Source organism: Streptomyces sp. NPDC053079, from assembly GCF_044546695.1.
GTDB lineage: Bacteria > Actinomycetota > Actinomycetes > Streptomycetales > Streptomycetaceae > Streptomyces.
The window spans coordinates 284,147-296,614 of sequence record NZ_JBITZJ010000001.1; the positions used below are offsets into that span (position 1 = coordinate 284,147).

12 protein-coding genes and 1 riboswitch are annotated in these 12,468 nt (G+C 74.4%); of the genes, 7 read left to right on the forward strand and 5 right to left on the reverse strand.

Annotated elements, in window-relative coordinates; translation table 11 throughout:
• Nucleotides 1–18 precede the first annotated feature (18 nt).
• Together ACIGXW_RS01255 and ACIGXW_RS01260 are read left to right on the forward strand one after the other, a co-directional pair.
• Nucleotides 19–636 carry a TetR/AcrR family transcriptional regulator gene (locus ACIGXW_RS01255; RefSeq protein WP_071966009.1) on the forward strand — a complete coding sequence of 206 codons (618 nt, stop codon included), beginning with the start codon at nucleotides 19–21 and terminating at the stop codon, nucleotides 634–636.
• Nucleotides 637–966: 330 nt separating this feature from the next.
• Nucleotides 967–2,469 (forward strand): phytoene desaturase family protein, encoded by a 1,503-nt coding sequence (locus ACIGXW_RS01260; protein WP_399568636.1) that lies wholly within the window; start codon nucleotides 967–969, stop codon nucleotides 2,467–2,469.
• Nucleotides 2,470–2,491: 22 nt separating this feature from the next.
• On the opposite strand, the gene ACIGXW_RS01265 is transcribed toward ACIGXW_RS01260, so the two are convergent.
• From ACIGXW_RS01265 to ACIGXW_RS01285, 5 genes are all read right to left on the reverse strand, one after another.
• A complete protein-coding gene (locus tag ACIGXW_RS01265) occupies nucleotides 2,492–3,460 on the reverse strand; it encodes a hypothetical protein (RefSeq protein ID WP_399568638.1) in 969 nt (322 codons plus the stop codon).
• Nucleotides 3,461–3,499: 39 nt separating this feature from the next.
• The gene (gene metF, locus ACIGXW_RS01270; protein ID WP_071966012.1) at nucleotides 3,500–4,417 is read right to left on the reverse strand and encodes a methylenetetrahydrofolate reductase [NAD(P)H]; all 918 of its coding nucleotides are present in this window, start codon (nucleotides 4,415–4,417) and stop codon (nucleotides 3,500–3,502) included.
• Between the two features lie 86 nt (nucleotides 4,418–4,503).
• The gene (gene thiE, locus ACIGXW_RS01275; RefSeq protein ID WP_071966014.1) at nucleotides 4,504–5,175 is read right to left on the reverse strand and encodes a thiamine phosphate synthase; all 672 of its coding nucleotides are present in this window, start codon (nucleotides 5,173–5,175) and stop codon (nucleotides 4,504–4,506) included.
• Between the two features lie 91 nt (nucleotides 5,176–5,266).
• Nucleotides 5,267–5,632 carry an Rv2175c family DNA-binding protein gene (locus ACIGXW_RS01280; protein ID WP_071966015.1) on the reverse strand — a complete coding sequence of 122 codons (366 nt, stop codon included), beginning with the start codon at nucleotides 5,630–5,632 and terminating at the stop codon, nucleotides 5,267–5,269.
• A 91-nt stretch (nucleotides 5,633–5,723) separates the two neighbouring features.
• Entirely contained in the window at nucleotides 5,724–6,950 is a 1,227-nt protein-coding gene (locus ACIGXW_RS01285) for an NAD(P)/FAD-dependent oxidoreductase (protein ID WP_399568640.1), read from the reverse strand.
• A 188-nt stretch (nucleotides 6,951–7,138) separates the two neighbouring features.
• Nucleotides 7,139–7,251, forward strand: a riboswitch (TPP riboswitch).
• On the opposite strand from ACIGXW_RS01285, the gene thiO reads away from it, so the two are divergent.
• The 5 genes from thiO (at nucleotide 7,249) to ACIGXW_RS01310 (ending at nucleotide 12,463) form a co-directional block, all read left to right on the forward strand.
• On the forward strand, nucleotides 7,249–8,427 hold the full coding sequence (thiO, locus tag ACIGXW_RS01290) for a glycine oxidase ThiO (protein ID WP_399568642.1): 1,179 nt from the start codon (nucleotides 7,249–7,251) through the stop codon (nucleotides 8,425–8,427). Its footprint overlaps the riboswitch before it by 3 nt.
• Nucleotides 8,424–8,654, forward strand: a complete 231-nt coding sequence (thiS, locus tag ACIGXW_RS01295; protein ID WP_071966019.1) for a sulfur carrier protein ThiS — start codon at nucleotides 8,424–8,426, stop codon at nucleotides 8,652–8,654. The genes thiO and thiS overlap by 4 nt, the downstream gene beginning before the upstream one ends.
• A 9-nt stretch (nucleotides 8,655–8,663) precedes the next feature.
• Complete coding sequence (locus ACIGXW_RS01300) at nucleotides 8,664–9,467, forward strand: thiazole synthase (RefSeq protein ID WP_071966021.1); 804 nt, start codon at nucleotides 8,664–8,666, stop codon at nucleotides 9,465–9,467.
• A gap of 102 nt (nucleotides 9,468–9,569) precedes the next feature.
• Nucleotides 9,570–11,558: a Stk1 family PASTA domain-containing Ser/Thr kinase gene (pknB, locus tag ACIGXW_RS01305; RefSeq protein WP_399568644.1), complete on the forward strand. Its 1,989-nt coding sequence runs from the start codon at nucleotides 9,570–9,572 to the stop codon at nucleotides 11,556–11,558.
• Between the two features lie 50 nt (nucleotides 11,559–11,608).
• Nucleotides 11,609–12,463, forward strand: coding sequence for a deoxyribonuclease IV (locus ACIGXW_RS01310; RefSeq protein ID WP_399570759.1), 855 nt, complete (start codon nucleotides 11,609–11,611; stop codon nucleotides 12,461–12,463).
• The last annotated feature ends 5 nt before the right edge of the window (nucleotides 12,464–12,468 follow it).

The following is a 12,468-nucleotide window of genomic DNA, read 5'->3' on the forward strand; positions in this document are numbered from 1 at the left end:
ACAGGGAGAATCACTCTCATGGACAGCAGCAGTACGCGCCGCCAGAACACCCGGCGGAAGCTCTTCGAGGCGGCGGTCACCCTCATCGCCGAGCAGGGGTTCTCCTCCACGACCGTGGACGAGATCGCCGAGCGGGCCGGGGTGGCCAAGGGCACGGTCTACTACAACTTCGCCAGCAAGACCGTGCTCTTCGAGGAGCTGCTGCGGCACGGCATCGAGCTGCTGACGGACTCGCTGCAGGCCGCCGCGGACGAGACGGCCGACCGCGGCGGCAGCCGTGTGGACGCCCTCGACGCGATGATCCGGGCGGGCCTGGACTTCATCACGCGCTATCCCTCGCTGACCCAGCTGTACGTGGCCGAGCTGTGGCGCACCAACCGGGCCTGGCAGTCGACGCTGATGCAGGTGCGGCAGAAGGCGATCGCCGTGATCGAGTCCGTCCTGCGGGAGGCGGTGGCGGACGGCGAGCTGAGCGAGGACATCGACGTTCCGCTGACGGCGTCCGCGCTGTTCGGCATGGTGCTGGTGGCGGCGCTGGACTGGCAGTCGTTCCAGCCGGAGCGGTCGATCGACGAGGTCCACTCGGCGCTGTCCCGGCTGCTGCAGGGGCGGGTGAGCGGCGGCAGCCGCCGCTAGCGGCGGGGGCGCGTACGTCCGCTGTTCCGGTGCGGGCCGATCCCCCTCGGCGCCACACCGGAACAGCGTTCCCCCGTACTCCCCCGAGCCCCCCGTGGGAGCCCCCGTGCCCCCCGGTAGCGGCAGGGCCGCCGTGCCGTTCCGCCGCCCCGTGTCGGCGGTGCGGTCACCGGCGTCCCCTCCGTGGGCACCACTCTGTCCTCCGGGCCGGTGCCACCCCATCCGCGCACCTACTCATCTCGGTTTCTGAGTACGCGTACTCAGACGTGAGCACCCGGCACCAGCGCCCGGTCCCGGGGGCTGTCGGTGGCGCCGGATAAAGTCGGGCGCATGGCACGGATTGCGGTGATCGGCGCCGGGATGGGCGCGATGGCAGCCGCTGCACGGCTGGCCGTCGCGGGCCACCGGGTGGCGGTGTACGAGCGCGCGGGGACGTACGGCGGTGGCGTCGGCCGGCTCGCGCGGGACGGCTTCGTCTTCGACACGGGGCCGGGGCTGCTGCACCTGCCCGCCGTCTACCGCGACCTGTTCGTCAAGACCGGCAAGGAGTCGCTGGAGCAGAGCCTGGAGCTCTCCCAGGTCGACCCGGCGAGCCGGCATCTCTTCGCGGACGGCACGGACTTCCGCCTGCCCAACGCCTCGCGCGCCGGCGTCGTCGCGGCGCTGGACGGCGCGCTCGGCGCGGGTGCGGGCGAGCGGTGGAGCGAGCTGATCAACCGGGCGCGCGAGGTGTGGGACGCGACGCGGCGCCCGCTGCTGGAGGAGCCGCTGCGCGCGGAGCGCCTCGAGGCCCTGGGCCGCGACCCCTACCCGGCGGTGCGCAGGCGCTCGCTGTTCCGCCGCGCGGCGCCGGTGACGCTGGCGTCGGTGGCCGGGCACGAGCTGAAGGACCCCCGCCTGGCCGCCCTCCTGGAGAGCTGCGCCCTGGCCTACGGACTCGACCCGCGCCGCGCCCCCGCGAGCGCGGCCGTGCTGCCGTACATGGAGCAGACCTTCGGCAGTTGGTACGTGAGCGGCGGCATGCGGGGGCTCGCGGACGCGCTGTACGAGCGGTGCCTGGCCCGGCGGGTGGAGTTCTTCTTCGGTGCCGCGGTGAGCGGCCTGGTGGAGAAGGACGGGCGCGCGGCAGGGGTGCGGCTGGCCGACGGAAGCGTCGCGGAGGCCGACATGGTGGTCGCCGGCGTCTCCCCCGGGCAGCTGGAGGCGATCGCGCCGGGCGCGGACGCGCCCGCGGCGCCCGTGCCGGCCGGCAGGTTCCATGTCTTCCTGGCGCTCTCCGGGGCGCGGCCCGAGGGCACGGTGCACCGCACGGTGGTCCACGGCGCTGACCGCACGGCCGAGTTGGACGCCGTGTTCGGCCCGGGTCCGGCCGGTGCCGGGTCGTACGGGCCGACGGTCACGGTGCTGCGGCCGGACGACCCCGCGACCCGCCCCGACGAGGAGCACGAGGCCGTGACGCTCACCGCCACGGTCGCGCCGCACGGCCGCGTCGACTGGAGCGAGGAGGCGACGGCCGCGGCGTTCGCGGACCGGCTGGTGGCCGCCGCCGAGGCGGCGATACCGGGCCTGCGGGAGCGGTCGCTGTGGCGGGAGGTGCGCACTCCGGCCGACACGGAGGCGGCGACCGGCGCCGAGGGAGGCGGGGTGCCCGCTCCCGTCCTGGCCGGGGGCGAGGGCGCGTTCCTGCGTCCGGGCAATGCCACCGCCGTGCCCGGGCTCTACCGCGCGGGCGGCTTCGCCCATCCCGGCGGGGGGCTGGCCCACGCCGGGATGTCGGGAGCGCTCGTGGCCGGTCTGATCGTGGACGGGGCCGACTGGCGCGGCTCGCAGTGAGCGCGGTCGCCGGCCGGCGGCGTCAGTAGCGGTAGCGCTGCTGCTCGTCGTAGCCCTGGCCGGGCTGCTGCTGCGGCGGGTAGGGCTGCTGCTGGCCGCCCTCGGGCGCGGCGGCCGGGGGCGCCGTGAGGTCCGCGATCTCGTTGTCCCGCTGCTGGGGCACCCACACGCCGCCGGGCGGGGTGTCCATGTCGTACTGCCGGGGCGCGTACCCCTCGGCGGAGTAGGCGCCCTGGCCGTACTGCTGCTGCGGATAGGGCTGCTGCTGGCCGTAGGCGTCGTACTGCTCGTAGGACGGGGGCCGGTTGCCGATGTACGGGTCGGAGTAGGACGCGTACTGCTGTCCCTGGCCGTAGTCGAACTGGCCGGCGTAGCCGCCCTGGGCGGGCGCCGCCGCGGTCTCCGCGTTCTGCGTGCCGTTGCCGTAGGCGTCGTACGCGGCCGTCGGATAGCCGGCCGCGTCGTAGCCCGCGGCCGGGGCGGCCGGGGGGTGCTCGGCGGTCGGCTGCTGGGGCACGTTGGGCATCAGTTCCGTCACCGCGCTGTCCACGCCGGGGACGGCCGACAGCGCGTCCGGGCCGGACGCCGGGAGCGTCATGTCGGAGACGGGGGACGGCGGCGGGGTGGCGGGCCGCTCGGCCTTGCGGCGGCGCCCGGCCCTCGACGTGCTCTCGCCCCGGCCCGCGCTCCGGCCCGCGGCGGCGCGGCCCTTGGCGGGGGCGCCCTCCTCGTCGTCGGTGCGGCGCAGGGCCCAGCCCCGGGAGAAGCCCCGCCGGAAGGAGAGCGTGACGAAGGTCTGGCCCACGGCGAAGGCGACGGCGCCCACGACGATGACGGCCACGGACGGGATGACCACGCCCACGACGACGCCGAGGAAGCCGACGAAGGCGAGGAGCCGCCAGCGCAGCCGCGCCTTGTACTGCAGCAGCACCTCGCCGAGCAGCCAGAGCGCGACGACCCCGAACGCGATGTAGAGGACCGTCCAGCCCATTAGCGCCCCTCTCGTCCGGCCGCCGTCGCCGGCCGGCCGTCAGGACCGCTGGTGCAGTCCCAGATTCTCGTAGATCTCCAACGTGGCCGTGGAGTGGTTCAGGGTAATGAAGTGCAACCCGGGAATCTCCTCGGCCATCAACCGGGCACACAGGTCCGTCGCGTACTCGATCCCGATTGAGCGTACAGCGGCCGCGTCGTCCTTCACCGCGAGGATCCTCTCCGCCAGGTCCGGGGGGAACGCCGCGTTGCTGAGCTGTGCGAATCGTTCAATTTGTCGCACGTTGGTGACCGGCATGATTTCCGGAATGATCGGAGTGTCACAACCTGCGGCCGCGACCCGGTCACGCAGCCGCAGGTAATCCTCGGCGTAGAAGAACATCTGGGTGATCGCGAAGTCCGCGCCCGCCCGGCATTTATCGACGAAGTGCCCGATGTCGGTCTCCCAGTCCGTGGACCGGGGGTGCATCTCGGGGAAGGCGGCCACGCCCACGCAGAAGTCACCCGACTCCTTGATGAGCCGGACCAGGTCGGCGGCGTAGCGCACCCCTCCCGGGTGACGCACCCACTCGCCCATGGGGTCGCCGGGCGGGTCGCCGCGCAGCGCGAGCATGTTGCGGATGCCGACGTCGGCGTACTGGCCGATGATGTTGCGCAGTTCGGCCACCGAGTGGTTGACCGCGGTCAGGTGGGCGACGGGGGTCAGGGTGGTGTCGGTCGCGATCCGCTCCGTGGCCCGCACGGTGCCGTCGCGGGAGGAACCGCCGGCGCCGTAGGTCACCGAGACGAAGGTGGGGCCGACGGCCTCGATGCGGCGGATGGCGTTCCACAGCGTCCGCTCGCCCTTCTCCGTCCTCGGGGCGGCGAACTCGAAGGAATACGAACGCTCGCCGGAGGCAAGCAGGTCACGCACCGTGCGCGCGTGGTCCGTCCTGGTGGAGGCAGTGCCAAGGGCCATACCGGCAAGTTAACCAGCGGCCCGTGGGGCCCCCAAGCCAGATCGGTGATTTGCCCTTTTCGCCCGACCGGTATCCAGCGGGTGTCTCACGCCTCGGACAGCTGGCGTCCCGCGTGGGCCCGGATCCGCCCGGCGAGCCGTGCGGCGGCCTCGCCCGGGTCGTCCGCCTCGGTGATGGCCCGCACCACCACGACGCGCCGGGCGCCGGCGTCCAGCACCTCGTCCAGATTGCCCTCGTCGATGCCGCCGATCGCGAACCACGGCCGTACGGGCTCGAGCGCGGCGGCGTAGCGCACCAGGGACAGCCCCGGGGCGTGGCGGCCGGGCTTGGTGGGGGTCGGCCAGCAGGGGCCGGTGCAGAAGTAGTCCACGCCGGGCTCGGCGACGGCGGCGGCCACCTCGGCCTCCGCGTGCGTGGAGCGGCCGATCAGCACGTCCTCGCCGAGGACGGCGCGGGCGGCGGGCACGGGCAGGTCGCCCTGGCCCAGGTGCAGCACGTCGGAGCCGGCGGCGTGCGCGACGTCCGCGCGGTCGTTGACCGCCAGCAGCCTGCCGTGGCGGCGGGCCGCGTCGGCGAAGACGGCGAGGTGCTCCAGCTCCTCCCCCGCCTCCATGCCCTTGTCGCGCAGCTGGATGATGTCGACGCCGGAGGCGAGGACCGCGTCCAGGAACTCCGGCAGGTCGCCCTGGCGCTTGCGCGCGTCGGTGCACAGGTACAGCCGGGCGTCGGCGAGCCGCTCGCGCGCGGTGACGGACATCGGGTCTCTCCCCGGGTCGGCGGCGTACGGGCCGGGGACCGCCCGCTGGGCGTCCCCCGGCCCGTACGCCGGACGGTTCACTCGGTCTCGGTCAGACGGCGAGCGCCTGGGCGCGGCGCTTCACCTCCGTGCCGCGATTCTCGCGCAGCGCCTGCGCGGGCGTGCCGGGCAGGGTGGGGTCGGCAGTGAAGAGCCACTCCAGCATCTCCTCGTCGCTGAAGCCGTCGTCCCGCAGCAGCGTCAAGGTCCCGGCCAGGCCCTTGACCACCTTGCCCTCGCCGATGAAGTCGGCGGGCACCATGAGCACTCGGTTCTCGCCACGGCGCACCGCGATCAGCTGGCCTTCCTTGACCAGCTGCCGGACGCGCGTCACCTCGACATCGAGCTTCTCTGCGATGTCGGGGAGGTTGAGCCAGGCGGGGACGAGAGCATCGATCTTTGCGTCAATCTCGGTCACGGGACAAGCCTGCCATCCGGGACTGACAGCCGGTAGCCGGGTTGACCCGAGCCGGGCCGGGAACCCCCGCCGACATCACCCCACCGGGCGCTCAGAGCGCGGCGGACTTCAGCGGAACCGAGGCGTCCGCCGCCTTCGCGCGGTCCAGCGCGGCGCCCTTCTCGATGAGCTTGCGCCCCTGGGCGAGGTCGCGCGGCCGCCCCACGGCCAGCAGCGCCACCAGGACGCCCGAGCGCAGCCAGCACACCGTCCAGGCCGCCCCCGAGGGGTCGCCGCGCCACAGGAGCTCGTCGGCGCCCGCGTGGTGGCCCGCGTACTGCACGAAGCGCCCGAACTGCTCGGACCAGAAGTAGGGCACCGGGTCGTACACCGGGCTCTCCGCGGGCCCGTGGACGATGTTCTCGGCGACGGTCCGCGGCCCCTGCAGGGCGTTGTCCCAGTGGTGCACCAGCAGCCGCTCGCCGTAGCGGGCCGAGGGGAAGGAGCAGCAGTCGCCGACCGCGTAGACGTCCGGCAGGCAGGTGCGCAGCCGGTCGTCGGTGACGACGGAGGCGTCGGGTGCGAGCTCGATGCCCGAGCCGGCCAGCCAGCCGGTCGCGGGCCGCGCGCCGATGCCGACGACCACCGCGTCCGCGGGCAGGCGGGTGCCGTCGGCGAGGAGGACCGCCCCCGGCTCCACGGCGGCCACGCGCGCGCCCGTGAGGAGCCGGGCCCCGCTGTCGGCGTACCACTCGGCCATGTGGGCGGCGACCTCGGCCGGCATGGCGCCCGCGAGCGGCCGGTCCGCGGCCTCGACGACGGTCACCCGGCAGCCGGCCTCGCGCGCGGCGGTCGCGAGCTCCGCGCCGATCCAGCCGGCCCCGACGGCGACGACGTCGCGCTGCCCGGCCAGGACCGGGCGCAGCCGCTCGGCGTCGTCGACGGTGCGCAGCACGTGGACGCCCGGCTGGTCCTCGCCGCCGGGCAGGGTGATCGGCTCGGCGCCGGTGGCGATGACCAGCACGTCGTAGGGCACGGGGCCGCGCCGCGTCTGCAGGACGTGCTCGTCGGCGTTCAGGCCGGTGGCCTCCAGGCCGAGCTCCAGGTCGATGCCGAGCGAGTCGAAGTCCACCTCGAAGGCGGATCCCTCCGCCCTGCCGAGCAGCACGGCCTTGGACAGGGGCGGCCGGTCGTAGGGCTGGTGGGGCTCGGCCCCCAGCAGGGAGATCGCGCCGTTCCAGCCCTGCTCGCGCAGGGCGACCGCGGTCTGCACCCCGGCCATGCCCGCGCCGACGATGACGACGCGCCGGTCACCGGAAGGTTTCGTCTGCTCGCTCACCCGATCACTGTAGGACGGCGGCCCGCGTCTGCCGCAGCACCGCGTGAGGAGACCTCTGACACAACGTCACGGGGGTTGCCCCCGCTCCCCCGGCTCCCCCACGGGGGCGCGGCGCGGCGCGCGTCCAGCCCTCCGCGCGGTGCGGCCGCCCTTCCGGGCGGTCCTCGGCGCGTACTAGGGTGGCCGCTGCACGCACTCGCGGGAGCCCGGACGCACCGGGCTGAGAGGGAGGCTGGACGGCCTCCGACCGTACGAACCTGATCCGGGTCATGCCGGCGAAGGGAGGGGCTGGACGCCCATGCACGCGCATCGAAATCCTGCGCACCATTCCTGCGACGTCCTCGTCATCGGCGGGGGCGTCATCGGCCTCGTCACGGCGTGGCGCGCCGCCCAGCGCGGCCTGCGCACCGCCGTCGCCGACCCTGCGCCCGGCGGCGGCGCGGCGCGGGTGGCGGCCGGGATGCTGGCCGCCGTGACCGAACTGCACTACGGCGAGCAGACGCTGCTCGCCCTCAACCTGGCCTCCGCGCGGCGCTATCCGCAGTTCACGGCCGAGCTGGAGGAGGCCAGCGGCCAGGACACCGGTTACCGCGCCTGCGGCACGCTGGCCGTCGCGCTGGACGCCGACGACCGGGAGCACCTGAGGGAGCTGCACGCGCTGCAGCAGCGGTCGGGCCTGGAGTCGCAGTGGCTGTCGGGGCGCGAGTGCCGCCGGCTGGAGCCGATGCTCGCGCCCGGCGTACGCGGGGGGCTGCGGGTGGACGGCGACCACCAGACCGACCCCCGGCGGCTCGCGCGGGCCCTGCTGACGGCCTGTGAGCGGGCCGGGGTCGTCTTCCACCGCTCGGAGGCGGTACGGGCCCTGATCGCCGCGGGCCGGGCCGCCGGGGCGGAGCTCGCGGACGGCACCCGCGTCGCCGCCGGGCAGACGGTGCTGGCGGCGGGCAGCCTCAGCGGCCGCCTCGCGGGCGTGCCCGAGCACGTGCTGCCGCCCGTCCGCCCGGTCAAGGGCCAGATCCTGCGGCTGCGCGTCCCGGCCTCCCACCGGCCGTTCCTCTCCCGGACGCTGCGGGCGGTCGTCCGCGGCGGCCCGGTGTACCTGGTGCCGCGCGAGAACGGCGAGCTGGTCGTCGGCGCGACGACCGAGGAACTGGGCTGGGACACCACCGTGACGGCGGGCGGCGTCTACGAGCTGCTGCGCGACGCCCACGAGCTGGTGCCCGGCATCACCGAGCTGCCCCTGGTGGAGACCCTCGCGGGGCTGCGCCCGGGCTCCCCGGACAACGCCCCGCTGCTCGGTCCGACCGAGCTGCCGGGGCTGCTCACGGCCACCGGTCACCACCGCAACGGCGTGTTGCTGACCCCCGTCACCGGTGACGTGATGGCCGAGGTCCTGACCACCGGGCGGCTGCCCGAGGCGGCCCGCCCCTTCTCCCCCCGACGCTTCACCCCCGCATTCCAGGAGCAGTCCGCATGACCGGCAGCGAAGTCGCCACCCACACCATCAGCGTCAGCGTCAACGGAGAGCGCCGCGCCGTCCCGGCGGGGACGACCCTCGGCGGGCTCGTCTCGACGCTCACCGACGCGCACAGCGGCGTCGCCGCCGCCGTCAACGAAGCCGTCGTGCCCCGGGGCCGGTGGCAGGAGACCGTGCTCGACGACGGCGACCGCGTCGAGGTCCTCACCGCGGTGCAGGGGGGCTGATCAGCACAGATGGCTGACGATCTGCTCACCGTCGCGGACACCTCCTTCACCTCCCGGCTGATCATGGGCACGGGCGGCGCCCCGAGCCTGGACGTGCTCGAACGCGCCCTCATCGCCTCCGGGACCGAGCTGACCACGGTCGCCATGCGCCGCCTCGACGCCACTGTGCGTGGTTCGGTGCTGTCGGTGCTGGAGAAGCACGGCATCCGGGTGCTGCCGAACACGGCGGGCTGCTTCACGGCCGGCGAGGCGGTGCTCACCGCCCGGCTGGCCCGCGAGGCGCTCGGCACGGACTGGGTCAAGCTTGAGGTGATCGCCGACGAGCGCACCCTGCTGCCCGACCCCATCGAGCTGCTGGACGCGGCCGAGATCCTGGTGGACGACGGCTTCACCGTGCTGCCGTACACCAACGACGACCCGGTCCTGGCCCGCAAGCTGGAGGACGTCGGCTGTGCGGCGATCATGCCGCTGGGCGCACCGATCGGTTCCGGCCTCGGCATCCGCAATCCGCACAACTTCCAGCTGATCACCGAGCGCGCGGGCGTCCCGGTGATCCTGGACGCGGGCGCGGGCACCGCCTCGGACGCCGCGCTGGCCATGGAGCTGGGGTGTGCGGCCGTGATGCTGGCCTCGGCCGTGACGCGCGCGCAGGAGCCGGTGATGATGGCCGAGGCCATGCGGCACGCGGTGGAGGCGGGCCGGCTGGCCCACCGGGCGGGGCGGATCCCGCGCCGGCACTTCGCCGAGGCGTCGTCGCCGGTGGCGGGCCGCGCGGACCTGGATCCCGAGCGGCCGGCGTTCGGCCGCCCGTAGCGCCGCCCCGAACGGGCATTCCTGTCACTGTTCGGCTTCAGAAAGCGCGAGCGAGGCACAACGCGCACGGGGTGTCGGTCATGGCTCGTAAACTCCTATGCCGTGGATACGACCCTGCCGGACCCCCTCGTCGATCACCTGCTCGACGGCCGCTACCGCGTCGAGGCGCGGGTGGCCGTGGGCGGCATGGCCACGGTGTACCGCGCGCTGGACACCCGGCTCGACCGGGTGCTCGCCCTGAAGGTGATGCACCCCTCGCTGGCCGCCGACGGGGCCTTCGTGGACCGCTTCATCCGTGAGGCCAAGTCCGTGGCCCGGCTCGACCACCCCAACGTGGTGAGCGTCTTCGACCAGGGCACCGACGGCCGGTACGTCTATCTCGCGATGGAGTACGTGGCCGGGTGCACGCTGCGCGACGTGCTGCGCGAGCGCGGGGCCCTGCAGCCGCGCGCCGCGCTCGACGTCGTCGAGCCGGTGCTGGCGGCCCTGGGCGCCGCGCATCTGGCGGGGCTGGTCCACCGCGACATGAAGCCGGAGAACGTCCTGATCGGCGACGACGGCCGGGTCAAGGTCGCCGACTTCGGGCTGGTGCGGGCGGTGGACACCAACACCACGACCAGCACGGGCTCGGTCCTGGGCACGGTGTCGTACCTGGCCCCCGAGCAGATCGAGCACGGCACGGCCGACCCCCGGGCGGACGTCTACGCCTGCGGCGTCGTGCTCTACGAGATGCTCACCGGCGCCAAGCCGCACAGCGGGGCCACCCCCGCCCAGGTGCTCTACCAGCACCTGCACGAGGACGTACCGCCGCCGTCGGCGGCCGTCCCCGGGCTCGCGCCCGGCCTGGACGCCCTGGTGGCCGCCGCCACAGCCCGTGACCCCCAGCAGCGGCCGGCCGACGCGGTCGCCCTGCTGGGCGAGGTCCGCCGGGCGCGCGCCTCCCTGACCCCCGAGCAGCTGGACGCGATGCCGCCGCAGGCGTCGGCGCCCCGGACGGACCAGGCGGGACAGCCGGGCCAGGCGGCTCAGGCGGGCTCCGAGGACCGTACGAGCGTGATCCCGCGGATCACCGCGCAGCCCCTGCCGCCGCGCGCCGAGGACGACCAGCTCAACCGCACCTCTCGCCTGGAGCTCCCGCCCACGCCCGCCGCACCGCCGCCGGGCCACCACGCCCCGGTCCGCCCGCCGCGCACCGGGTGGCCGCTGCCGCGCCGCTGGGTGCTGGCGGCGGCCGCCGCCCTGCTGGCGATCCTCGCGGGCACGGGTGTCTGGTACATCAACTCCGGCCAGTTCACCTCCGTGCCGGCCGTCCTGGACATGACCGAGGCCAAGGCGACCTCCGAGCTGGACAAGGCGGGGCTGGGCGTGAAGACCCGGCAGGCGTTCAGCGACACCGTCGAGCGGGGCCACATCATCGCCACCGACCCCAAGCCGGGCGAACGCATCCGCAACACCGGCAAGGTGACGATCACGATCTCGCGCGGCCCCCAGCGGGCCGAGGTGCCCAACCTCGCGGGCATGCCCTTCGCGGACGCCAAGCGGAAGATCGAGGGTCTGGGGCTGACCGTCGGCGACGTCAGCCGCCAGTTCAGCGACGAGACGCCCAAGGACGCGGTGCTCTCCAGCGACCCGCGCCCCGGTGCGCAGCTGCGCCCGGAGTCGCCCGTGGCGCTCGTCGTCAGCAAGGGCCGGCCGCTGAACGTCCCGGACGTGACCGGACTGTCCGTGGCGGACGCGACGACCGCGCTGACCGGCGCGGGGCTGCAGGTGAAGGTCTCGGACACCGAGGTCTTCTCCCCGCAGAACAAGGGCGCCGTGGCCGAGCAGTCCCCCGCCAGGGGCTCGCGGGCCGCCGAGGGCGACACCGTCACCGTGACCGTCTCCAAGGGCAGGGAGATGGTCGCCGTCCCGGACGTCACCGGCCGCAGCGAGGCGGACGCCAAGAAGGCCCTGACGGACGCGGGCTTCCAGGTGAAGGTGGACCGGCCGTTCCTCTTCCCGAAGGACTCGGTCGAGAGCCAGTCCGTGCGCGCCGGCCAGCAGGCCGCCAAGGGCGAGACCATCGTCATCCGGATGAAGAGCGGATTCTGACCATCGTGAGCACGATCACCGCGACCACGGACGACGTCCTTCCCGGCCGGCTGCGCAATCCCGTCGGCGGCCACATCCCCGTGGCCGGCGGCCTGGCCCGCATCGGGCTGCCGTACGCCCGCGCGATGGGCGCCGAGGCCGTCCAGGTCTTCGTCGCCAACCCGCGCGGCTGGGCGACCCCGGCCGGCACGGCACGGCAGGACGAGGAGTTCCGCGAGGCCTGCGCCCGCGAGTCGCTGCCCGTCTTCGTGCACGCGCCCTATCTGATCAACTTCGGTTCGCACACCGAGGCCACCGTCGAGAAGTCGGTGGAGTCGCTGCGGCACTCCCTGCGCCGGGGCCGGGAGATCGGGGCGCGCGGCGTCGTCGTGCACACCGGTTCCGCGACCGGCGGCCGCCCCCGCCACGAGGCGCTGGCCCAGGTGCACGAGCGGCTGCTGCCCCTGCTGGAGGAGCTCGTCCACGACGACGACCCGCGGCTGCTGCTGGAGCCGACGGCAGGTCAGGGCGCCTCGCTGTGCTCGCTGGCGGCGGATCTGGGGCCGTACTTCGAGGCGCTGGAGCACCACCCCCGGCTGGGGGTCTGCCTGGACACCTGCCACCTCTTCGCCGCCGGGCACGACCTGGCCGGGCCGGGCGGGATGAAGCAGACGCTCGACGAACTGGTCTGCGTGGTCGGCGAGGGCCGGCTGGGGCTCATTCACGCCAACGACTCCAAGGACGTCGTCGGCGCGCACAAGGACCGGCACGAGAACATCGGTTCCGGCCATATCGGGGCCGAGCCCTTCGCCGAGCTGTTCACGCACCCGGCGACGCGCGGCGTGCCGCTGACGATCGAGACGCCGGGCGGCCCGGAGGGACACGCCGCGGACGTGGCGCGGCTGAAGGCCCTGCGGGACGGCTGACCGCC